This window comes from Mycobacterium asiaticum (assembly GCF_001668675.1).
GTDB lineage: Bacteria > Actinomycetota > Actinomycetes > Mycobacteriales > Mycobacteriaceae > Mycobacterium > Mycobacterium asiaticum_D.
This window is the reverse complement of sequence record NZ_LZKQ01000251.1, coordinates 22,586-44,133: the sequence shown is the minus strand read 5'-3', so window position 1 is coordinate 44,133 and position 21,548 is coordinate 22,586. Positions and strand designations below refer to the sequence as shown.

Annotated in this window: 17 protein-coding genes and 2 riboswitches; of the genes, 12 read left to right on the top strand and 5 right to left on the bottom strand. The window is 67.7% G+C overall.

Features of this window, described 5'->3' with window-relative positions:
• Positions 1–7 precede the first annotated feature (7 nt).
• Complete coding sequence (gene modA, locus A9X01_RS21575) at positions 8–751, bottom strand: molybdate ABC transporter substrate-binding protein (protein WP_065122692.1); 744 nt, start codon at positions 749–751, stop codon at positions 8–10.
• A 136-nt stretch (positions 752–887) separates the two neighbouring features.
• On the opposite strand from modA, the gene A9X01_RS21570 reads away from it, so the two are divergent.
• From A9X01_RS21570 to A9X01_RS21560, 3 genes are all read left to right on the top strand, one after another.
• A complete protein-coding gene (locus A9X01_RS21570) occupies positions 888–1,565 on the top strand; it encodes an SDR family oxidoreductase (protein WP_065122691.1) in 678 nt (225 codons plus the stop codon).
• Between the two features lie 34 nt (positions 1,566–1,599).
• The gene (locus A9X01_RS21565) at positions 1,600–2,520 is read left to right on the top strand and encodes an LLM class F420-dependent oxidoreductase (RefSeq protein WP_065122690.1); all 921 of its coding nucleotides are present in this window, start codon (positions 1,600–1,602) and stop codon (positions 2,518–2,520) included.
• A gap of 150 nt (positions 2,521–2,670) precedes the next feature.
• A complete protein-coding gene (locus A9X01_RS21560) occupies positions 2,671–4,062 on the top strand; it encodes an NAD(P)/FAD-dependent oxidoreductase (RefSeq protein WP_065122689.1) in 1,392 nt (463 codons plus the stop codon).
• Between the two features lie 2 nt (positions 4,063–4,064).
• Here A9X01_RS21560 and A9X01_RS21555 read toward each other — a convergent pair whose 3' ends face one another.
• Entirely contained in the window at positions 4,065–4,469 is a 405-nt protein-coding gene (locus A9X01_RS21555; protein ID WP_065122688.1) for a PaaI family thioesterase, read from the bottom strand.
• A gap of 280 nt (positions 4,470–4,749) precedes the next feature.
• Between A9X01_RS21555 and A9X01_RS21550 the strand changes: the two genes are divergently transcribed.
• From A9X01_RS21550 to A9X01_RS21510, 9 genes are all read left to right on the top strand, one after another.
• Positions 4,750–5,166 carry a BlaI/MecI/CopY family transcriptional regulator gene (locus tag A9X01_RS21550; RefSeq protein ID WP_065034744.1) on the top strand — a complete coding sequence of 139 codons (417 nt, stop codon included), beginning with the start codon at positions 4,750–4,752 and terminating at the stop codon, positions 5,164–5,166.
• Between the two features lie 14 nt (positions 5,167–5,180).
• The gene (locus A9X01_RS21545) at positions 5,181–6,131 is read left to right on the top strand and encodes a M56 family metallopeptidase (protein WP_065122687.1); all 951 of its coding nucleotides are present in this window, start codon (positions 5,181–5,183) and stop codon (positions 6,129–6,131) included.
• Positions 6,132–6,215: 84 nt separating this feature from the next.
• Positions 6,216–7,685: an NADP-dependent phosphogluconate dehydrogenase gene (gene gnd / locus A9X01_RS21540; protein WP_065122686.1), complete on the top strand. Its 1,470-nt coding sequence runs from the start codon at positions 6,216–6,218 to the stop codon at positions 7,683–7,685.
• Between the two features lie 13 nt (positions 7,686–7,698).
• Positions 7,699–9,135, top strand: coding sequence for a GuaB1 family IMP dehydrogenase-related protein (locus tag A9X01_RS21535; RefSeq protein ID WP_065122685.1), 1,437 nt, complete (start codon positions 7,699–7,701; stop codon positions 9,133–9,135).
• Between the two features lie 7 nt (positions 9,136–9,142).
• Positions 9,143–10,522 (top strand): hemolysin family protein, encoded by a 1,380-nt coding sequence (locus A9X01_RS21530; RefSeq protein ID WP_065122684.1) that lies wholly within the window; start codon positions 9,143–9,145, stop codon positions 10,520–10,522.
• Positions 10,519–11,583 carry a hemolysin family protein gene (locus tag A9X01_RS21525; RefSeq protein ID WP_065122683.1) on the top strand — a complete coding sequence of 355 codons (1,065 nt, stop codon included), beginning with the start codon at positions 10,519–10,521 and terminating at the stop codon, positions 11,581–11,583. The genes A9X01_RS21530 and A9X01_RS21525 overlap by 4 nt, the downstream gene beginning before the upstream one ends.
• A 255-nt stretch (positions 11,584–11,838) precedes the next feature.
• Positions 11,839–14,037, top strand: a complete 2,199-nt coding sequence (locus tag A9X01_RS21520) for a malate synthase G (protein ID WP_065122682.1) — start codon at positions 11,839–11,841, stop codon at positions 14,035–14,037.
• The gene (locus tag A9X01_RS21515; RefSeq protein WP_065122681.1) at positions 14,030–16,087 is read left to right on the top strand and encodes a substrate-binding domain-containing protein; all 2,058 of its coding nucleotides are present in this window, start codon (positions 14,030–14,032) and stop codon (positions 16,085–16,087) included. The genes A9X01_RS21520 and A9X01_RS21515 overlap by 8 nt, the downstream gene beginning before the upstream one ends.
• Before the next feature lie 3 nt (positions 16,088–16,090).
• Positions 16,091–16,951, top strand: a complete 861-nt coding sequence (locus A9X01_RS21510; protein WP_065122680.1) for a haloalkane dehalogenase — start codon at positions 16,091–16,093, stop codon at positions 16,949–16,951.
• Between the two features lie 6 nt (positions 16,952–16,957).
• On the opposite strand, the gene gcvP is transcribed toward A9X01_RS21510, so the two are convergent.
• The 3 genes from gcvP to A9X01_RS21495 all read right to left on the bottom strand — a co-directional run bounded on the left by gcvP (position 16,958) and on the right by A9X01_RS21495 (position 21,530).
• Entirely contained in the window at positions 16,958–19,777 is a 2,820-nt protein-coding gene (gene gcvP / locus A9X01_RS21505; protein ID WP_065122679.1) for an aminomethyl-transferring glycine dehydrogenase, read from the bottom strand.
• A gap of 41 nt (positions 19,778–19,818) precedes the next feature.
• Positions 19,819–19,937, bottom strand: a riboswitch (glycine riboswitch).
• A riboswitch (glycine riboswitch) is annotated at positions 19,938–20,035 on the bottom strand. It lies immediately after the preceding riboswitch.
• Between the two features lie 31 nt (positions 20,036–20,066).
• Entirely contained in the window at positions 20,067–20,693 is a 627-nt protein-coding gene (locus A9X01_RS21500) for a MerR family transcriptional regulator (RefSeq protein WP_036360271.1), read from the bottom strand.
• A 342-nt stretch (positions 20,694–21,035) separates the two neighbouring features.
• Complete coding sequence (locus A9X01_RS21495) at positions 21,036–21,530, bottom strand: bifunctional nuclease family protein (RefSeq protein ID WP_036360273.1); 495 nt, start codon at positions 21,528–21,530, stop codon at positions 21,036–21,038.
• Positions 21,531–21,548: the final 18 nt, after the last annotated feature.

Here is a 21,548-nt window from a genome sequence, read left to right as displayed (position 1 = left end):
GGCGTCGTCAGGGGCGGGCGAAGCCGGCCTGGTCCAGGAGCCCCCGGCCCGTCCCGCCCGTCACGGTGGCCACGAACTTCCGGGCCAGCGCGGATTGCGGCGCCTTCTTCAATACCGCGATCGGATAGGAGTTCACCGCGCTCGCGGCTTCAGGGAACTTGACGGTCGCCACCTGGGCTCCGGCGGTCGCGGCATCGGTCACGTACACAAGTGCGGCGTCGGCCTGTCCGGTGGTGACCTTGTTCAGGGCGTCGGTGACGCTGGGTTCCTCGCTGACGGGATGCAGTTGCGTGCCGGTCGCCTCCTCGATGCGCCGGGTCGCCGATCCGCACGGCACCGGTTGCTGGCAGATGACCACACTCAATCCCGGTCTGGCCAGGTCGGCGAAGGATTGAAGGTGCTTGGGATTGCCCGGCGCGGTGACGATGGTCAGCGTGTTGCTGGCGAACGTCGTCGGGCCGTCCGCCACCAGGCCGGCGGCGGCGACCCTGTCCATCTGCGCGGTGTCGGCCGACGCGAACACGTCAGCGGTGGCCCCCTGGGTCAACTGCGTCGCCAACTCCGAGGAACCGGCGAAATTGAACTGGACGCCGGCCCCCGGATTATCGCTCTTGAATCGGTCCCCTAACTGGGTGAACACCTGCTTCAGCGACGCGGCGGCGAACACCACGATCGAATTCTGCTGCGCGCCGGAGGTGCACGAAGTCAAGCTCGCGACCAGCACTATCGCGACCCAGCCGATGCGATGCATTGGTCAAACCTAACCCTGGGACCACCACAGCCGAATAGTTACGTAATTCGTCCGCGCGTCGATGCGCCTGCGGTTTCGCCGAATAGCTACTGTCCAGTAACATGGGCGGAGTTCGATGCCATCGCACGAGGAGGTCATGGCAGTGGAGGTTGTGGTTACCGGCGGAGATACCGATCTGGGGCGCACGGTAGCCGAGCGTTTCCGCGACGACGGCCACAAGGTCACTCTGGTGGGCGCGCGCGGCAGTGACCTCGAGGTCGTTGCCAAGGAACTCGATGTGGACGCGATCGTCTGCGACGTCACCGATCCCGGCAGCCTCGAGGAAGCGCGGAGCCTGTTCCCGCACCACCTCGACACCATCGTCAACATCCCGGCACCGACCTGGGAAGCCGGCGACCCTCGTACGTATTCGTTGTCCGACACCGCCACTGCATGGCGCCGGGCGCTGGACACCACGCTGCTCTCGGCGGTGCTCACGGTCCAGTGCGTCGGTGACCACCTGCGCTCCGGCGGCAACATCATCAGCGTGCTGGCCGAAAACCCGGCAACCGGAAGTGTCGACGCGTCGATCAAAGCCGCACTTTCCAGCTGGGTCAGCGGGCAGGCGGAGATCTATGGCACCAGGGGCATCACGGTCAACGCGGTGGCGTGCGGCCGCAGCGTCCAGCCTGGCTACGAGGGGCTGTCGCGCACACCGGCGCCGGTCGCGGACGAGATTGCGCGCCTGGCGCTGTTCCTCACCACCGCGGCGGCCCGCCACATCACCGGCCAGACGCTGCACGTCAGCCACGGGGCGCTCGCTCAGTTCGCCTGATCCGCTTCGGTAGCCGGGGGCTACGGTAGACACCGTGGCGATTCGGCTCGGTTTTCAGATCCCTAACTTCTCTTACGGGACAGGTGTCGAGAACCTGTTCTCCACCGTCATCGATCAGGCGCGTGAAGCCGAATCAGCGGGCTACGACTCGCTTTTCGTGATGGACCACTTCTACCAACTGCCGATGCTGGGCACGCCGGATCAGCCGATGCTGGAGGCTTACACCGCCTTGGGGGCGTTGGCCACCGCCACCGAGCGCCTGCAATTGGGGACCTTGGTAACCGGCAACACCTACCGAAACCCCACGTTGCTGGCCAAGGTCATCACCACGCTGGACGTGGTCAGCGCCGGGCGGGCAATCCTGGGCATCGGGGCGGGCTGGTACGAACTGGAACACCGCCAGCTCGGCTTCGAGTTCGGCACGTTCACCGACAGGTTCAGTCGCTTGGACGAGGCGCTGCAGATCATCGACCCGATGATCAAGGGCGAGCGGCCCACCTTCTCCGGCAAGTGGTACAGCACCGAATCGGCCATGGCCGAACCGCGTTTCCGCGACCGGATTCCGATCCTGATCGGCGGTGGCGGCGAGAAGAAGACGTTCGCGCTGGCGGCCCGCTACGCCGACCACCTCAACATCGTGGCGGCGTTCGACGAACTTCCCCGCAAGGTGGACGCGGTCAAGGCCCGCTGCGCGGAAGTCGGTCGGGACCCGTCGACTCTGGAAACGAGTCTGATGCTGACAGTCGTGTTCGACGAGAACGCCGATCCCGACCAAGTCCCGCCGAGCATGAGCGGGCGCATGGCGATCGGCGGCCCAGCGCAGATCGCCGAACAGGTCCGGGCCAAGGTGCTGGAAGCGGGAGTGCAGGGAGCCATCGTCAACATCCCGACGAGTCACATCCCCGGCGTCATCACCAAGGTCGCCGAAGCGCTGCGCCCGGTTTTCGGACTGTAGCCGCAAGCGTCCACTGTCGAGCCTTCGCTCGGTGTGGCTCATTACACAGGCTCATGGCTGGGTTTGTGCCGATAGGTTGACTAACCTTATAGGGGGTACTAGCTAACTTCAGTCGCCCGTCAAGGAGCCCCCGGTCAGGAGCAGCGGAACATGAGTCCCCAGCAGGAACCCACAGTTGAGGCGCGTCATCGCCACCGGGTCGTCATCATCGGATCGGGGTTCGGTGGACTCAACGCGGCAAAGAAACTGAAGCGCGCTGATGTCGACATCAAGTTGATCGCGCGCACCACCCATCACCTGTTCCAGCCTTTGCTGTACCAGGTCGCCACCGGCATCATCTCCGAGGGCGAGATCGCTCCTCCGACCCGCGTCGTGCTGCGTAAGCAGCGCAACGTCCAGGTATTGCTGGGCAATGTCACGCACATCGACCTGGCCCGCAAGACTGTCGTATCGGAGTTGCTGGGCCACACTTACGAGACGCCCTACGACAGCCTGATCATCGCCGCCGGCGCCGGGCAGTCCTACTTCGGCAACGACCACTTCGCCGAATTCGCGCCGGGCATGAAGTCCATCGACGACGCGCTGGAGTTGCGCGGTCGCATCCTGAGCGCGTTCGAGCAGGCCGAACGGTCCAGCGACCCGGAACGCCGCGCCAAACTGCTCACCTTCACTGTCGTCGGCGCCGGCCCCACCGGTGTCGAAATGGCCGGGCAGATCGCCGAACTCGCCGAATACACCCTCAAGGGTGCCTTCCGGCACATCGATTCGACCCGGGCGCGGGTGATCCTGCTCGATGCCGCACCCGCGGTACTTCCTCCGTTCGGCGAGAAGCTCGGCGATCGGGCGAGGGCACGATTGGAGAAGCTGGGCGTCGAGATCCAGCTGGGTGCCATGGTCACCGACGTCGACCGCAACGGCATCACCGTCAAGGACGCCGACGGCACCGAGCGGCGCATCGAATCGGCCTGCAAAGTCTGGTCCGCCGGGGTGCAGGCCAGCCGACTGGGCCGTGACCTCGCGGAGCAGTCCGACACCGAACTCGACCGCGCCGGCCGAGTCAAGGTGCTGCCCGACCTGTCGATCCCGGGACACCCCAACGTTTTTGTGGTCGGCGACATGGCTGCCGTCGAGGGTGTGCCTGGCGTTGCGCAGGGTGCCATCCAGGGCGCGAAATACGTTGCCAACAACATCAAGTCGGAGCTCGCCGGCGCGGACCCGGCCGAGCGTGAGCCGTTCCAGTACTTCGACAAGGGCTCGATGGCCACGGTCTCGCGGTTCTCCGCGGTGGCCAAGATCGGTCCCTTGGAGTTCAGCGGTTTCATCGCCTGGCTGATCTGGCTGGTGTTGCACCTGGTGTACCTGATCGGGTTCAAGACCAAGATCACCACGCTGCTGTCGTGGACGGTGACCTTCCTGAGCACTCGGCGCGGTCAGCTGACCATCACCGACCAGCAGGCGTTCGCGCGAACGCGCCTGGAACAGCTGGCGGAACTGGCTGCCGAGGCGCAAGGTGCCGAAGCCATAGCGCGAAGAGCCAGTTGACCTTAAGGCTCAAGATTCTGTAGGCGGACCTGACCCCGGGCCACGATCCGGTCGTCGTCGTCGGTGATGGTGACCAGCCAGAGCTGCTGACGGCGACCGCGGTGTATGGGTTCGGCCTTGCCGTACACGGTGCCGGATCTAATGGCGCGCAAGAAGTCGGTGTTGTTGTTGACGCCGACCACGTTTCCGCCACCGCCGTTTGCGTTCAGCCAGGTGTACGCGGCCACGCTGGCCATGCTTTCGATCACCGAGCAGTAAACCCCGCCGTGTACCAGGCCCATCGGTTGCAGCAGCTTGGGTTTCACCTCCAGCTGCGCGCGGGCGCTGTCCGGAGTGAGTTCGGTGAACTGCAGACCGAGCTCGCTGTCGAACGCGGCAACGAAATCCGAATCGGGCCCTGATGACACGTCCTTGTGTCTACACCATGGGTTATGCGGCCCGGAAAAACGGGCGAGCCCCGTGCGCGTGGCACGGGGCTCGCCGATCGAGTAGGCCGGGGGTCACTGCAGCCCTCAGGACTCTCCGCGGCCTTTTCTTTCGCTCGACCGTCATCAGCATAGGCAAGGCTGCCCTAATTTCGCAAGCATTGATTGCGTAGTGTTGTGGTGTGCGGGAACCAACACGGCGCTAGATACGACACTCGGTAGTAATCGGAGTAAGCTGTCATCAACGCTCAGGAGATGAACTATGGCCAAGCTGACGCGGCTGGGGGATCTGGAACGCGCCGTGATGGACCACCTCTGGTCCATGCCGGAACCCCAGACTGTTCGCCAGGTCCACGAAGCGTTGTCGGCACGACGCGATCTCGCTTACACCACCGTTATGACCGTGCTGCAGCGGTTGGCCAAGAAGAACCTGGTTTCCCAGCTCCGGGACGACCGCGCCCACCGCTACGCGCCGGTGCATGGCCGCGATGAACTGGTAGCAGGGCTGATGGTGGACGCGCTGGCCCAGGCCGAGGACTCCGGCAGCAGGCAGGCCGCGCTGGTGCACTTCGTCGAGCGGGTCGGTGCTGATGAGGCCGCCGCACTGCGCCGCGCACTCACCGAACTCGAAGCAAATCACCGCAATTCGACATCTGCTGGACCTCCGGCCGACGACTAAGGGAGAATCACAGCGTGTCTGCGCTGGCCTTCACCATCCTTGCGGTGCTGCTGGCTGGCCCGACACCGGCGTTGTTGGCCCGCGCCTCCTGGCCGCAGCGCGCTCCACGGGCCGCGATGGTGCTCTGGCAGGCCGTCGCCCTGGCCGCCGTGCTGTCCACGTTCAGTGCCGGGATCGCGATTGCCAGCCGGTTGCTGATGCCGGGCCCGGACGGTCGGCCGACGGCGGGAGTCCTGGACGCCGAAGGTCGCCTCGGCTGGCCGCTGTGGTCGGCCTACATAGCCGTTTTCGCCCTGACCCTGATGGTCGGTGCGCGGCTGGCGGTCGCCGCGGCGCGGGTGGCCATCGCCACCCGGCGGCGCCGGGCGCGCCACCGCATGGTCGTTGACTTGGTCGGGATCGACCACGATGCCGCCTTGGGCCAGCCGTGTTCGGTGCCCCGCGACCTGCGCATCCTGCACGTCGAGCAGCCTCTCGCCTATTGCCTGCCCGGCGTGCGCAGCCGGGTGGTGGTCAGCGAAGGGACACTGAACACACTCGGCGACAACGAAGTAGCCGCGATCCTGTCTCACGAGCGGGCTCACCTGCGCGCCCGGCACGACCTCGTCCTGGAAGCGTTCACCGCCCTCTACGCCGCGTTCCCCCGGCTGGTACGCAGCGCCAACGCGCTGGGTGCCGTGCAGCTGCTGGTGGAACTGCTGGCCGACGACGCTGCCGTCCGCGCCACCGGTCGCGCTCCCCTGGCCCGGGCGCTGGTCGCTTGTGCTTCCGGTCGCGCGCCCTCGGGTGCGCTGGCCGCCGGCGGCGCCAGCACCGTGCTGCGGGTACGACGGCTCAACGGCAGCGGCAACAGCCCGCTGCTGTCCGCGGTGGTCTACCTGGCCGCGGCGGCGGTGCTGGTGGTGCCGACCATCGCGCTGGCCGTACCGTGGCTGACGGAGCTGCACCGGTTGGTCTCCGCCTGACGCCAAGCCAAACCCTTTGGACCGCCAGAAGTCTGCTGTGTCACAGTGTGTCCATCCAACGAAGGCCCGATCGAAAGGCAACAGATGAGTTCGTCGGATTCGAAGACTGCGACAGCCCAGATCGGCGTCACCGGCCTGGCGGTCATGGGCTCCAACCTCGCCCGGAACTTCGCCCGGCACGGCTACACCGTGGCGCTGCACAACCGCTCGGTGGCCAAGACCGATGCGCTGTTGAAAGAGCACGGTTCCGAGGGCAATTTCGTGCGCAGTGAAACGATCCCCGAATTCCTTGCGGCCCTGGAAAAGCCGCGCCGGGTCATCATCATGGTCAAGGCGGGCGACCCCACCGACGCCGTCATCAACGAGCTCGCCGACGCCATGGAAGAAGGCGACATCATCATCGACGGCGGCAACGCTCTCTACACCGACACCATCCGCCGCGAGAAGGCCATACGGGAGCGCGGGCTGCACTTCGTTGGCGCCGGGATCTCCGGCGGTGAGGAAGGTGCCCTGAACGGGCCGTCGATCATGCCCGGCGGGCCCGCGGAGTCCTACACCTCGCTGGGGCCGCTGCTCGAGGAGATCTCCGCGCACGTCGACGGGGTGCCGTGCTGCACCCACATCGGACCCGACGGCGCCGGACACTTCGTGAAGATGGTGCACAACGGCATCGAATACTCCGACATGCAGCTCATCGGCGAGGCGTATCAGCTGCTGCGCGACGGACTCGGCAAGACGGCCGGGGAGATCGCCGACGTCTTCGACGAGTGGAACAAGGGCGACCTGGACAGCTTCCTGGTCGAGATCACCGCTCAGGTGCTGCGGCAGAACGACGCCAAGACCGGCAAGCCGCTGGTCGACATCATCCTGGACGAGGCCGAGCAGAAGGGCACCGGCCGCTGGACGGTGAAGTCGGCGCTGGATCTCGGCGTGCCGGTGACCGGGATCGCCGAAGCGGTGTTCGCGCGGGCGCTGTCGGGCTCGGTGGCCCAGCGTAAGGCCACCACCGGGCTTGCCTCGGGCGAGCTAGGGCGGCGAATCGCCGGCGACGATGAAGCCGCGGCGCAATTCATCGAGGACGTCCGGCAGGCCCTGTACGCGTCCAAGATCATCGCCTACGCGCAGGGCTTCAACCAGATCCAGGCCGGCAGCGCCGAATACGACTGGGGTGTCACCCCCGGCGATCTGGCCACCATCTGGCGCGGGGGCTGCATCATCCGGGCCAAGTTCCTCAACCGGATCAAAGAGGCCTACGACGACGACCCGGACCTGGCGACGCTGATCGTTGCGCCCTATTTCCGCAGCGCGATCGAGGCCGCCATCGACGGCTGGCGCCGGGTGGTGGTGACCGCCACGCAGTTGGGTATCCCCATTCCGGGGTTCTCGTCGGCGCTGTCGTACTACGACGCGCTGCGCACCGAGCGCCTGCCGGCCGCCCTGACCCAAGGCCTGCGGGACTTCTTCGGCGCGCACACCTACGGGCGCACCGACGAGGACCCGAGCAAGAAGTTCCACACGTTGTGGAGCGGAGACCGGAGCGAAGTACCTGCTTAGCGAGTTGCACTAGATGAGATTTCTGGACGGGCACCGCCCAGCGTTCGACCTGACCTACAACGACGTGTTCATCGTGCCGAACCGGTCCGACGTCGCGTCGCGGTTCGACGTGGACCTCTCCACCGTCGACGGGTCGGGGACCACCATCCCGGTGGTCGTCGCAAACATGACCGCGGTGGCCGGCCGCCGGATGGCCGAGACGGTGGCGCGGCGCGGTGGCGTGGTGATCCTGCCACAGGATCTGCCGATCCCGGCCGTCCAGCAGACGGTCGATTTCGTCAAGAGCCGAGACCTGGTGCTGGACACCCCGGTCACGCTGGCGCCCGACGACTCGGTGTCGGACGCCACGGCGCTGATCCACAAGCGGGCGCACGGCGTCGCGGTGGTTGTCTTCGAGGGACGCCCGATCGGGCTGGTGCGCGAGTCGGCCTGCGTGGGCGTGGACCGCTTCACCCGGGTCCGCGACATCGCCGCCACCGACTTCGTGACCGCCCCGGCCGGCACCGAACCGCGCAAGATCTTTGATCTGCTCGAACACGCTCCGATCGATGTCGCGGTGGTGACCGGCGCGGACGGGTCGCTGGCAGGTGTGCTGACGCGCACGGGCGCCCTGCGCGCCGGCCTGTACAGCCCGGCCGTCGACGCCAAGGGCCGCATGCGGGTCGGGGCGGCAGTGGGCATCAACGGCGACGTCGGCGCACGCGCCCAGGCACTCGCCGAATTGGGCGTGGACGTGCTGGTCATCGACACCGCGCACGGACACCAGCTCAAGACCATCGAAGCGATCAAGACGGTCGCCTCCCTGGGCCTCGGGGTGCCGTTGGTGGCCGGCAACGTGGTCTCGGCGGCGGGGACGCGGGACCTGCTGGAAGCCGGGGCGAACGTCGTCAAGGTGGGCGTGGGTCCCGGCGCGATGTGCACCACCCGGATGATGACCGGCGTCGGCCGGCCGCAGTTCTCCGCGGTCCTCGAATGTGCCTCCGCGGCAAGGGAACTGGGCGGACACGTGTGGGCCGACGGCGGGATCCGCCATCCCCGCGACGTGGCGCTGGCGCTGGCGGCCGGCGCGTCCAACGTGATGATCGGGTCCTGGTTCGCCGGCACCTACGAATCCCCCGGCGACCTGATGCGGGACCGGGAGGACCGGCCCTACAAAGAGAGCTACGGCATGGCTTCCAAGCGTGCAGTGGTGGCGCGCACCGGCGCGGACAGCCCGTTCGACCGGGCCCGCAAGGCGTTGTTCGAGGAGGGGATCTCGACATCGCGGATGGGGCTGGACCCCGACCGCGGCGGCGTCGAGGACCTGATCGACCACGTCACCGCGGGCGTGCGCAGCACCTGCACCTATGTGGGCGCGGCGAACCTGGAAGAGTTGCACGAGCGGGCGATCGTCGGCGTGCAGTCGGCGGCGGGCTTCGCCGAAGGGCACCCGCTGCCCACCGGCTGGTGAAAGGCTCATGAATCACTCCGGCACCGCGGTGAGCGTGCTGGCCATCCTGGCCTTGATCTTCGGCACCGCGGTATTCGTCGCGGCGGAATTCTCCTTGACGGCATTGGACCGCAGCACCGTGGAGGCCAACGCGCGCGGCGGGGCGAGGCGCGACGGGTTCATCCGGCGGGCCCACCGCCGGCTGTCGTTTCAGTTGTCGGGCGCGCAGCTGGGAATCTCCATCACCACGCTGGCCACCGGCTACCTGATCGAGCCGCTGGTGGCTGACCTCCCGCACGGCTGGCTGGACCGCATCGGCACGCCCGACCGGCTGGCCGACGCGATCACCGGTTTCGCCGCGCTGGCGGTGGTGACCTCGGTGTCCATGGTGTTCGGCGAACTGGTGCCCAAGTATCTCGCCGTGGCCCGGCCGCTGCGGACCGCCCGTGCCGTCGTGCTGCCTCAGTGGTTCTTCTCCGTGCTGTTCACCCCGGCGATCCGGATGACGAACGGTGCCGCGAACTGGATCGTGCGCCGGCTCGGCATCCAGCCCGCCGAGGAGCTGCGTTCTGCCCGCACCGCGCAGGAACTGGTGTCGCTGGTACGACGCTCGGCGCGCCGCGGCGCGCTGGACGACGTGACCGCGTCGCTGATGCACCGTTCCCTGCAATTCGGCTCGCTGACCGCCGAGGAGTTGATGACACCCCGCTCGAAGATCGTTGCCCTGCAGACCGACGACACGATCAGTGACCTGATCGCCGCCGTCGCCGCGACCGGCTTCTCCCGCTTCCCGGTGGTGCGTGGTGACCTCGACGAGACAGTCGGGATCGTGCATGTGAAGCAGGTGTACGCGGTGCCACGTGCCGACCGGGCGAAAACCCTGCTGACGACGATCGCCAAGCCGATCGCGGTGGTGCCGTCGACCCTGGACGGCGATGCCGTGATGGCGCAGATCCGGGCGAACTCGCTGCAGACCGCGATGGTGGTCGACGAATACGGCGGCACCGCCGGCATGGTGACCGTCGAGGACCTGATCGAGGAGATCGTCGGCGACGTCCGCGACGAGCACGACGACGCGACACCGGACGTGGTGGCATCCGAGAACGGATGGCGGGTTTCGGGCCTGCTGCGCATCGACGAGGTGGAGACTGCGATCGGCTACCGGGCCCCGGAAGGGCCATACGAGACCATCGGCGGCTTGGTGTTGCGCGAACTCGGACACATTCCGGAGCCCGGTGAGACGGTGGACCTGCCCGCGCTGGACCGCGACGGGTTGCCCGACGAGGCGACGCGGTGGCGGGCCAAGGTGGTGCAGCTGGACGGTCGCCGACTCGACCTGTTGGAGCTGTCCGAGTGGGCCAGTCCCGTCGAACCCTCGGACAGTGCTGCCGACGGGGCCGAGCGATGAACCCGGTGGTGGCGATCCTGCTGGCAGTCCTGCTGATCGCCCTGAACGCGTTCTTCGTCGGCGCGGAGTTCGCCATGATCTCGGCGCGCCGGGACCGGCTGGAGGCGCTGGCTGAGCAGGGCCGGACCCGAGCGGTCACGGTCATCCGGGCCGGTGAACAGCTGCCCGCGATGCTGGCCGGCGCGCAACTGGGTGTCACCGTCGCCTCGCTGCTGCTCGGCCGCATCGCCGAGCCGGCCGTCGCCGGGCTGCTGCAGTCGTTGCTCGGGCTGACCGGGATGCATCCCGCGCTGCTGCACACGCTGGCGTTCGCGATCGCGCTGGCCGTGGTGGTGATCCTGCACGTGTTGCTCGGCGAGATGGTGCCGAAGAACATCGCGCTGGCCGGCCCGGAGCGCACCGCGATGCTGCTGGTTCCGGCGTATCTGCCCTACGTGCAGGCGGCGCGGCCCGTCATCGCCTTCTACAACAAATGCGCCAACGGGGTCCTGCGGGCGGTGGGCGTCGAGCCCAAGGACGAGCTCGACATCACGGTGTCCACCGCCGAGCTGTCGGAGATGATCGCCCAATCCTCCTCGGAGGGTTTGCTCGACAACGAGGAACAGATCCGCCTGACCCGTGCCCTGCGGGTCCGCACCCGGGTGGTCGGGGATGTCGCGGTGCCGCTGGCCCGAGTGCATGCGGTCTCGGTTGCCGCACCGGGCTCCGGACCGACCATCGGCGCGGTGGAAGAGGCCCTGGCCCAGACCGGCTATTCCCGCTTCCCGGTGGTGGACCGCGACGGTAATTTCCTGGGATACCTGCACATCAAGGACGTGCTGGCCCTGGGCGACGATCCGGAAACGGTGATCGACCTGTCCCTGGTGCGTGCCTTGCCGCGGGTACCGCAGTCGCTCGGATTGCCCGACGCCCTGTCCCGGATGCGCCGCAGCAACAGCCACCTGGCCTTGGTGACCGCTGACAACGGCACCGTGCAGGGCGAGATCGTTGCTGTGGTGGCGCTGGAAGATCTGGTCGAGGACCTCGTCGGCAGCATGCGCGACGATGGTGCCGGTGATTGACCGTATGATCTGAGCGGCCGCGGGTATCAGTGAGCTGATGCATGGAACGAAATTCCTCGTGCCCGCGTTGCCGAAAAGCGATTCCAAGGACGCCCGTCGCGTGGCTGCGGGCGAGCCTGTCAGCGTGCCGTGACCTGGCATTGTGTGCCGGTCGGGCTACGCTCGTCAGGCTGTTGCTCGGTAGGGTGATGGTAGCTAGTCGGGCCTGGTCCCGGGTTAGTTGAGGGGCCGGAAAGGCCATTACGGAGGAGAACAATGACTGATCGGGTAGCCCAAGGCAATCTGCGCGTCGCCCAGGTGCTGTACGACTTCGTGAACAACGAGGCCCTGCCCGGCACCGGTATCGACCCGGACAGCTTCTGGGCCGGCGTCGACAAGGTGGTCACCGACCTCACCCCGCGCAACCAGGAGCTGCTGGCCAAGCGCGACGAGTTGCAGGCCCAGATCGACAAGTGGCACCGGCACCGGGTGCTGGAGCCGCTGGACCCGGACGCCTACCGCCAGTTCCTCACCGACATCGGCTACCTGCTGCCCGAGCCGGAAGACTTCACCATCACCACCTCAGGCGTCGACGACGAGATCACCAGCACCGCCGGCCCGCAGCTGGTGGTGCCCGTGCTCAATGCCCGGTTCGCGCTGAACGCCTCCAACGCGCGGTGGGGCTCGCTGTACGACGCCCTGTACGGCACCGACGTCATCCCTGAAGACGACGGCGCCGAGAAGGGCGACAGCTACAACCAGGTGCGCGGTGACAAGGTCATCGCCTACGCCCGTGAGTTCCTGGACGGGGCGGTCCCGCTGGCGTCGGGCTCCTGGGCGGACGTGACCGGCCTGAGCATCGAGGACGGCCAGCTGCAGGTCGCCCTCGACGGCGACTCCACCACCCTGGCCAGCCCGGAGAAGTTCGTCGGGTACCGCGGCGAGCTGGGCTCCCCCGACTGGTCGGTGCTGCTGGTCAACCACGGCCTGCACATCGAGATCCTGATCGACCCCGACTCGCCGATCGGCAAGACCGACGCCGCCGGCATCAAGGACGTGGTGCTCGAGTCGGCGGTCACCACGATCATGGACTTCGAAGACTCGGTCACCGCGGTCGACGCCGACGACAAGGTGCTCGGCTACCGCAACTGGCTGGGCCTGAACAAGGGTGACCTGGCCGAGGAGGTCGCCAAGGGTGGCAAGACCTTCACCCGCCGTCTCAACGAGGACCGCACCTACACCACGCCCGACGGCGGCGAGCTGACCCTACCCGGGCGCAGCCTGCTGTTCGTCCGCAACGTCGGCCACCTGATGACCAACGACGCCATCGTGGACGCCGAAGGTAATGAGGTGCCGGAGGGCATTCAGGACGCGTTGTTCACCGGCCTGGCCGCGATTCACGGGCTCAGGTCCGGCTCGGACAACGATGGGCTGAATGGCCCGTTGGTCAACAGTCGCACCGGCTCGGTGTACATCGTCAAGCCCAAGATGCACGGGCCCGAAGAGGTCGCGTTCACCTGTGAGCTGTTCAGCCGCGTCGAGGACGTGCTGGGACTGCCGCAGGCCACGTTGAAGGTCGGCATCATGGACGAGGAGCGCCGCACCACGGTCAACCTGAAGGCGTGTATCAAGGCCGCCGCGGACCGGGTGGTGTTCATCAACACCGGCTTCCTGGACCGCACCGGCGACGAGATCCACACCTCGATGGAGGCCGGCCCGATGATCCGTAAGGGTGCGATGAAGAGCACCACGTGGATCAAGGCCTACGAGGACGCCAACGTCGACACCGGACTGGCCGCCGGCTTCAAGGGCAAGGCCCAGATCGGCAAGGGCATGTGGGCCATGACCGAGTTGATGGCCGACATGGTCGAGCAGAAGATCGGCCAGCCGAAGGCCGGCGCCACCACCGCGTGGGTGCCGTCCCCGACGGCGGCGACCCTGCACGCCATGCACTACCACCAGGTGGACGTCGGCGCCGTGCAGGAGGAGTTGCAGGGCAAGAAGCGCACCACCATCGACGAACTGCTGACCATTCCGCTGGCCAAGGAACTGGCCTGGGCCCCCGAGGAGGTCCGCGAGGAGGTCGACAACAACTGCCAGTCCATCCTCGGTTACGTGGTGCGCTGGGTCGAACAGGGCGTCGGCTGCTCGAAGGTGCCCGACATCCACAACACCGCGCTGATGGAGGACCGCGCCACGCTGCGCATCTCCAGCCAGTTGTTGGCCAACTGGCTGCGGCACGGGGTGATCACCCGCGAGGACGTGCGGTCCAGCCTGGAGCGGATGGCCCCGCTGGTGGACAAGCAGAACGAGGGCGACCGTGCCTACCGGCCGATGGCGCCCAACTTCGACGACAGCATCGCCTTCCTGGCCGCCCAAGACCTGATCCTGGAAGGCGGCCAGCAGCCCAACGGCTACACCGAGCCGATCCTGCACCGCCGCCGACGGGAATTTAAGGCACGCGCGAGTGGGTAGGCACAGCAAGCCCGACCCGGAAGAATCGGCCCCCGATTTCGAACCGGAACCGGTCGCTGAGCCTTCCCGTGAGTTCGAGGACTCGGATTACCCGGAGGACTTCGGGCACTTTCGGGAGCCCGACGAAGGGCATTTCGGAGTCCCGCAAGAAGGGCCCGCCAGTTCCGTCGGCCCCGATGTTCCCGATCATGAGTATCCCGACGACGAGTACCCGGACTTCGGGCAGCGGCCGTCGGAATTCGAGCCGCCTGCCGCGGAGACGCCGGCAACCCCCCCGCCACCGCTGTTTCGCGGTGGGCACCGGGGGCTCGGCGAAAGGCTGGGCGGGCACCGCAGCGCAGGCGGCCGCCGCGGCGTCAGCATCGGCGTGATCGTTGCGCTGGTCACCGTCGTCGTGGTGGTGGCCGGGGTTATCGTGTGGCGCTTCTTCGGCGACGCGCTGTCGCACCGTTCGCACACGGCTGCCGCGCGCTGCGTGGGCGGCAAGGACGCGGTCGCGGTGCTGGCGGACCCGACGATCGCCGAGCAGGTCAAGCAGTTCGCGGACAGCTACAACGCGTCCGCCGGCCCCGTCGGTGACCGCTGCGTCGAGGTCACGGTCAAGCCCGCCAACTCCGACGCCGTCATCGGTGGTTTCATCGGCAAGTGGCCGGCCGAACTCGGCAACCAGCCAGGTCTGTGGATCCCAGGCAGCTCGATCTCGGCGGCCCGGTTGTCCAGCGCGACGGGCCAGAAGACGATCAGCGACAGCCGTTCGCTCGTGACGTCGCCGGTGGTGCTCGCGATCCGGCCGGAGTTCCAGCAGGTGCTCTCGAAGCAGAACTGGGGGGCGCTGCCCGGCCTGCAGTCGAATCCGAACTCGATGGCCGGGCTGAATGCCCCCGCATGGGGCTCGCTGCGGCTGGCCGTGCCGGAGACCGGCAACGGCGACGCCTCGTTCTTGGCCAGCGAGGCGATCGCGTCCGCGTCGGCGCCGGGCGGCTCTCCCCCGACCGCCGGCATCGGCGCCGTGCGCACCGTGCTGAGCGGGCAACCCAAGCTCTCCGACGACTCGCTGACCGAGGCGATGAACGCGCTGCTCAAGCCGGGAGACCCGGCGGCCGCGCCGGTGCACGCGGTCGTCACCACCGAACAGCAGCTGTTCCAGCGCGGCGAGTCGACCTCGGACGCCAAGGGCAAACTGGCCTCCTGGCTGCCGCCCGGGCCTGCCGCGGTGGCCGACTACCCGACCGTGCTGCTCAGCGGTTCCTGGTTGTCGCGGGAACAGACCACGGCCGCCAGTGCCTTCTCCCGGTACATGCACAAGCCGGAGCAACTCGAGCGGCTGGCCAAGGCGGGCTTCCGGGCCGAGGGGGTCAAGCCGCCAAGCAGCTCGGTCACCGGCTTCCCGGCCCTGCCAGCCACCTTGTCGGTCGGCGACGAGGCCACCCGCGTGATGCTGGCCGATACCCTGGCAGCGCCTTCGACCGGCGTGGCCGCAACCATCATGCTCGACCAGTCGCTGCCCAACGACGACGGCGGCGGCAAGACGCGGCTCGCCAACGTCATTGCGGCGCTGAACGGCCGGATCAAGGCGTTACCGCCCAGCGCTGCCGTCGGGCTGTGGACATTCGACGGACACGAGGGCCGGGCGGAAGTGCCGATCGGGCCGCTGGCCGACCAGGTCAACGGCCAGCCGCGCTCGGCGGCGTTGCAGGCCGCGCTGGACAAGCAGTATTCGTCCGGTGGCGGGGCGGTGTCGTTCACCACGCTGCGGATGATCTACCAGGAAATGCTGGCCAATTATCGTGCCGGCCAGAACAACTCGATCCTGGTCATCACCGCCGGGCCGCACACGGACCAGACGCTGGACGGACCTGGCCTGCAGGAGTTCATCAAGACTGCGGCCGACCCGGCCAAGCCGATCGCGGTCAACGTCATCGACTTCGGCGGCGACCCGGACCGGGCGACCTGGGAAGCCGTCGCCCGGCTCAGCGGCGGCAGCTATCAGAATCTGCCCACGTCGGCGACTCCCGACCTCACCACCGCGGTGAACACCTTCCTGAGCTAGGCGATGAGCCCGCAATTCACGCCCGACCCGCAGCTCTATCCATTCGAGTCGCGGTGGTTCGACAGCTCGCGGGGTCGCGTGCATTACATCGACGAGGGCGAGGGCCCACCGATCCTGTTCTGCCACGGCAACCCGACGTGGAGCTTCCTTTACCGCGACATCGTCGTGGCACTGCGGCACCGCTTCCGCTGCATCGCGGTGGACTACCTGGGCTTTGGCCTCTCGGAGCGTCCGGCGGGCTTTGGGTACACCGTCGCCGAACATGCCGCGGTGCTCGGCGAATTCGTCGACCACCTCGGTCTGGACGGCTACGTCACCATGGGACAGGACTGGGGCGGTCCGATCGGCCTGGCGGTCGCAATCGAGCGCGCCGACCGGGTGCGCGGCGTCGTCCTGGGCAATACCTGGTTCTGGCCCACCGAGGATTTCAGCACCAGGATGTTCAGCAAGGTGATGTCCAGCCGAGTCATGCAGTGGGCGATCCTGCAGCGAAACTTCTTCGTGGAAAGGCTCATTCCGGCCGGCACCGAGATCCTGCCGAAGCAAGCGGTCCTGGACCATTACCGCCGGGTGCAGCCCGACCCCGCGGCCCGGGTGGGCGTGGCGGTGCTGCCCAAGGAGCTGCTGGCAGCGCGTCCGCTGCTGGATCGGCTGGCCCGCGAGGTGCCCGCGTTGCTCGGCGGCAAACCCGCCTTGGTGGTCTGGGGCATGCGGGACGTCGCATTCCGGCCCGGACCGGCAATCCCCCGGCTGCGCGCGACATTTCGTGACCTGGTGGTCGTCGAACTTCCGACCGCCAAGCATTTCATTCAGGAGGACGCGCCCGAGCGCATCGCCCAAGCCATCATCGATCGCTTCGGCTGAGGGCCGTTACGCGAACGCCTCGATCGGCGGGCACGAGCAGACCAGGTTGCGGTCGCCGTAGGCGCCGTCGATGCGCCGCACCGGCGGCCACACCTTGGGACGGAACGCCTTCCCCAGCGGGTAGGCGGCCTCCTCCCGGGTGTAGGGGTGCTCCCACTCCGACGTGAGCAGGCACTCGGCGGTGTGCGGTGCCCCGCGCAGCGGGTTGTCGTCCGCCGGCCACTGCCCGGACCCGACGCGGTCGATCTCGGCGCGGATCCCGATCATGGCCTCGCAGAAGGCGTCCACCTCGGCCAGGCTCTCGCTTTCGGTCGGCTCCACCATCAGCGTGCCGGCCACCGGGAAGCTCATCGTCGGAGCGTGGAAGCCGTAGTCCGCCAATCGTTTCGCCACATCGTCGACCGTCACGCCGGTCGCTTTGGTGATGCCGCGCAGGTCCAGGATGCATTCGTGCGCGACCATGCCGTTCTCGCCGGTGTAGAGGACCGGGAAGTACTCGTCGAGTCGCCGTGCGATGTAGTTGGCCGACGCGATCGCGGTCAGCGACGCCGCCCGCAGGCCGTCGCCGCCCATCATCCGGATGTACGCCCAACTGATCGGCAGGATCGACGCGGACCCGTAGGGCGCCGCCGACACCGGATGCCCGCCGGGAAGTTCCGGAGCGTACGGGTGGCCCGGCAGGAACTGGGCCAGGTGTGCGCGCACCGCCACCGGCCCGACACCGGGGCCGCCGCCGCCGTGCGGGATGCAGAACGTCTTGTGCAGGTTCAGGTGGCTGACGTCGCCGCCGAACTTGCCCGGCCGGGCCAAACCGACCAGCGCGTTGAGGTTGGCGCCGTCGACGTAGACCTGACCGCCGGCGTCGTGCACGGCCGCGCAGATCTCGGCGATGTCATGTTCGTAAACGCCGTGGGTGGACGGGTAGGTGATCATCAGCGCGGACAACCGGTCGGCGTGCTCGCTGACCTTGGCACGCAGATCGGCCAGGTCGACGTCGCCGTTTTCCAGGCAGCCCACCACGACCACCCGCATCCCGGCCAGCGCGGCCGACGCCGCGTTGGTGCCGTGCGCGCTGGACGGGATCAGGCAGATGTCGCGATGCGGCTCACCACGGCTGGCGTGGTAGTCGTGGATGGCCAGCAGGCCCGCGTACTCACCCTGCGAACCGGCGTTGGGCTGCAACGAAACCGCGTCATAGCCGGTGATCGCCACCAGCCAGTTCTCCAGGTCGCTGATCAGCCGTCGCAGGCCCGGGGTGTCCGAAGCAGGCGCGAACGGGTGCTGACGCCCGAACTCCGGCCAGGTGATCGACTCCATCTCGGCGGCGGCGTTGAGCTTCATGGTGCACGAACCCAGCGGGATCATGCTGCGGTCCAGCGCAATGTCTTTGTCGGCCAGGGTGCGCAGGTAGCGCATCATCGAAGTCTCGGTGCGGTACTGGCTGAACGCCGGGTGGGTCAGGAATTCCGATGTGCGCGTTGCGATGTCGGTGCTGGCGGGCGCGGCGGTGACGCCGAAGGCGGCCAGCACGGTCGCCACGTGCGCGTCGGTGGTCGCCTCGTCGCAGGAAACCGAAACGTGGTCGGCGTCGACGCGCCACAGGTTCACCCCGCCGGCCTTCGCCGCGGCGATCACCTCGTCGGCACGGCCGGGGACCCGGGCCAGCACCGTGTCGAAGTACCGGTCGTGCACCAGCGCCTCACCCAGGGCGCCGGCGATGGCGTCAGCGTGGGCGTGGATGCGGCGCGCGATGCCGGCCAGCCCGTCGGCGCCGTGGTAGCTGGCGTACATGGCGGCCATCACCGCCAGCAACACCTGGGCGGTACAGATATTGCTGGTGGCCTTGTCGCGGCGGATGTGCTGTTCGCGGGTCTGCAGCGCCAACCGGTAGGCCGGGGTGCCGTCACTGTCGACCGACACTCCCACGAGTCTCCCGGGCAGCTGCCGGGCGTGCTTGGCGTGCACCGCCAGGTATCCGGCGTGTGGTCCGCCGAAGCCCATCGGGACGCCGAACCGTTGGGTGGTGCCGAACGCGACATCCGCGCCGATTTCGCCCGGCGGTGTGATGAGGGTCAGCGCCAGGAGGTCCGCGCCGATGGCCACCAGTGCGCCGCGGTCGTGGGCCTGCTCCACCAGTGCGGTCCAGTCGGTGATCCGGCCGCCGGCCCCCGGCAGCTGGGCGATGACCCCGAAGAAGTCGCCCTCGGGCAGCTCGTCGCGCAGGTCGGCGGTGACGATCTCGATACCCAGCGGCTTGGCCCGGGTGGCCAGGATCGCGGCGGTCTGGCCGAACACGTCGACGTCGACCGCCAGCCGGTTGGCGGGCCCGCGGTAGGCGCGGTGCATCAGCGTCATGGCCTCGGCGGCCGCGGTGCCCTCGTCGAGCATCGACGCGTTGGCGATCTCCAGCCCGGTCAGGTCGGTGACCATGGTCTGGAAGTTCAGCAGCGCTTCCAGCCTTCCCTGGCTGATCTCGGGCTGATACGGGGTGTAGGCGGTGTACCAGGCCGGGTTCTCCATGATGTTGCGCAGCAATACCGGCGGGGTGAGCGTGTCGTAGTAGCCCTGCCCGATCATCGAGACGGCGACGGTGTTGCTGTCGGCCAGGGCCCGCAGCTCGGCCAGGGCCTCGGCCTCGCTGGCGGCCGGTGGGAGGGCGTCCAGACCAGGCGCGGCGCCTGCGGTCAGCTTGTCCAGGATTCCGGTCGGGACGGCCTTGGTGGCGAGGTCGTCGAGGGAGTCGACCCCGATGACGGCGAGCATGGTCGCGATGGCCTGGCTGTCCGGCCCGATGTGGCGGTCGGCGAACGCGGGCTGAGTGGTCACGGTGAAACTCCTGACGCGGCAGAGGACTAGCGGATCAGCGGTCCTCCCCCTCTGTCCTCACCTGCGTGTCAGGCGCCTGAGAGATTCGGCGCGCCAAGGCGCCTTTCCCCATCGGCGGGCGGCGACCGCATTGGGTCGTCACCACTTTCCAGAGGCATCGTTGTCCGGCGCGGTCCGGGTGCCTGAGAGGTTGACGGAGAGGTATTGCTCCTTCGGCGTCCGTAGCTGGCAGCTACAGAACTCTCCCGCGCGAGTGCGATGCGCGATCCAGTTTACTCCGGCGCCGGGGTCAGCCGATCTTGCGGTCGCGGTGCTTCCGACGCGAGGCCAGCTCGTCCTCGGGAGCCGCGATCGACTCGCCGCCGTCGGCGCGCTCGCCCGGGAAGTCGGCGATGACGCCGGTCAGCTCCCGCATGGCCCCGGACACCGCGATGCCGAACACCCCCTGGCCGCCCTGCAGCAGGTCGACGACCTCTTCGGCGGAGGTGCATTCGTACACGCTGGTGCCGTCGGAGAACAGGGTGATGTTGGCCAGGTCCTGCACGCCGCGCTGGCGGAGATGGTCGACCGCGACGCGGATGTTGTGCAGCGAGATTCCGGTGTCGAGCAGCCGCTTGACGATCTTGAGAACCAGGATGTCCTTGAACGAGTACAGCCGCTGGCTGCCGGAGCCGGCCGCGCTGCGAATGGAGGGCACCACCAGCGAGGTACGGGCCCAGTAGTCGAGCTGACGGTAGGTGATGCCGGCGATCTGGCAGGCGCTGGGGCCGCGGTAACCCACCAATTCGTCGGGCACCGAGTCGTCCGGGAACAGTCCCGGCTGTACGGGTTCGCTGACCGCCGCTGGGCTTTGACCGCCGGTGGCGGACGCGTGTTCGGCAAGATCAAGCTGTTCTTGTCGTGGCTGTTCGCTCACGGTGCTTCCTCTCGCCGATAGCGCTTTTGTCAGTAGCTGCGGCATTTGGCTGCCCCCGACAGCCACGTTAGCTCAGGCCCGAGTGCTTGAGAGCATACGCTGTTCGGTGGCTGTCGTGCTCTGAGTCGATCATCGACTCGTCATCAAAGTATGGCGGCCTTCGGGATGTGGCGGTGATATCCGCCAGGCGTGTCGACAATCCGTTGTGTGATATGAGACGCATCTGTTACCTAGAGCGGGTACGTCCCGTCCCGGCGCGAGCAGACGCTAAAGCACCCTTTTCGTGCCGAAAATGGGTGCTTTAGCGTCTGCTCGCGGGATACCGCGCGGCAACCGCGCGGGCTAGGTGGCCTTGAAGTCGTCGGGTGAGACGCTGTCAAGAAACTCCTTGAACTTCTCCACCTCGTCCTCACGCACCGCGCTGCTTGCCTCTTCATCGCCCTCGTCCGGGATCAGCAGGCCGGCCTGGGCCAGCACCGCCTCCTCGACGTAGATGGGCACACCCACCCGAAGCGCGATCGCCACCGAGTCCGACGGCCGGGCCGACACCTTGATGTCGCGATCGAAGATCAGATCCGCGTAGAACGTGCCTTCCTGCAGGTCGACGATGCGCACCTCTTTGAGTGAATGGCCAAGGGCGGCAATCAGATCCCTGATCAGGTCATGGGTCAACGGCCGCGGCGGCTCGACACCTTGCTGCTCGAGCGCGATCGCGGCGGCCTCCGACTGCCCGATCCAGATCGGCAGGTAGCGGTCACCGTTGGCCTCGCGCAGCAGCAGCACCGGCTGGTTCTGCGGCTGCTCTACGCGAATGCCGACAACACGAACTTCACCCATCTGTGTCTGCCCTCCGCA

Excerpts from the sequence above, each read along its gene's own strand:
- modA (WP_065122692.1), bottom strand. The coding sequence starts at position 751 with ATGCATCGCATCGGCTGGGTCGCGATAGTGCTGGTCGCGAGCTTGACT.
- A9X01_RS21570 (WP_065122691.1), top strand. The coding sequence starts at position 888 with ATGGCAGTGGAGGTTGTGGTTACCGGCGGAGATACCGATCTGGGGCGC.
- A9X01_RS21560 (WP_065122689.1), top strand. The coding sequence starts at position 2,671 with ATGAGTCCCCAGCAGGAACCCACAGTTGAGGCGCGTCATCGCCACCGG.
- A9X01_RS21550 (WP_065034744.1), top strand. The coding sequence starts at position 4,750 with ATGGCCAAGCTGACGCGGCTGGGGGATCTGGAACGCGCCGTGATGGAC.
- gnd (WP_065122686.1), top strand. The coding sequence starts at position 6,216 with ATGAGTTCGTCGGATTCGAAGACTGCGACAGCCCAGATCGGCGTCACC.
- A9X01_RS21535 (WP_065122685.1), top strand. The coding sequence starts at position 7,699 with ATGAGATTTCTGGACGGGCACCGCCCAGCGTTCGACCTGACCTACAAC.
- A9X01_RS21530 (WP_065122684.1), top strand. The coding sequence starts at position 9,143 with ATGAATCACTCCGGCACCGCGGTGAGCGTGCTGGCCATCCTGGCCTTG.
- A9X01_RS21525 (WP_065122683.1), top strand. The coding sequence starts at position 10,519 with ATGAACCCGGTGGTGGCGATCCTGCTGGCAGTCCTGCTGATCGCCCTG.
- A9X01_RS21520 (WP_065122682.1), top strand. The coding sequence starts at position 11,839 with ATGACTGATCGGGTAGCCCAAGGCAATCTGCGCGTCGCCCAGGTGCTG.
- A9X01_RS21510 (WP_065122680.1), top strand. The coding sequence starts at position 16,091 with ATGAGCCCGCAATTCACGCCCGACCCGCAGCTCTATCCATTCGAGTCG.
- A9X01_RS21495 (WP_036360273.1), bottom strand. The coding sequence starts at position 21,530 with ATGGGTGAAGTTCGTGTTGTCGGCATTCGCGTAGAGCAGCCGCAGAAC.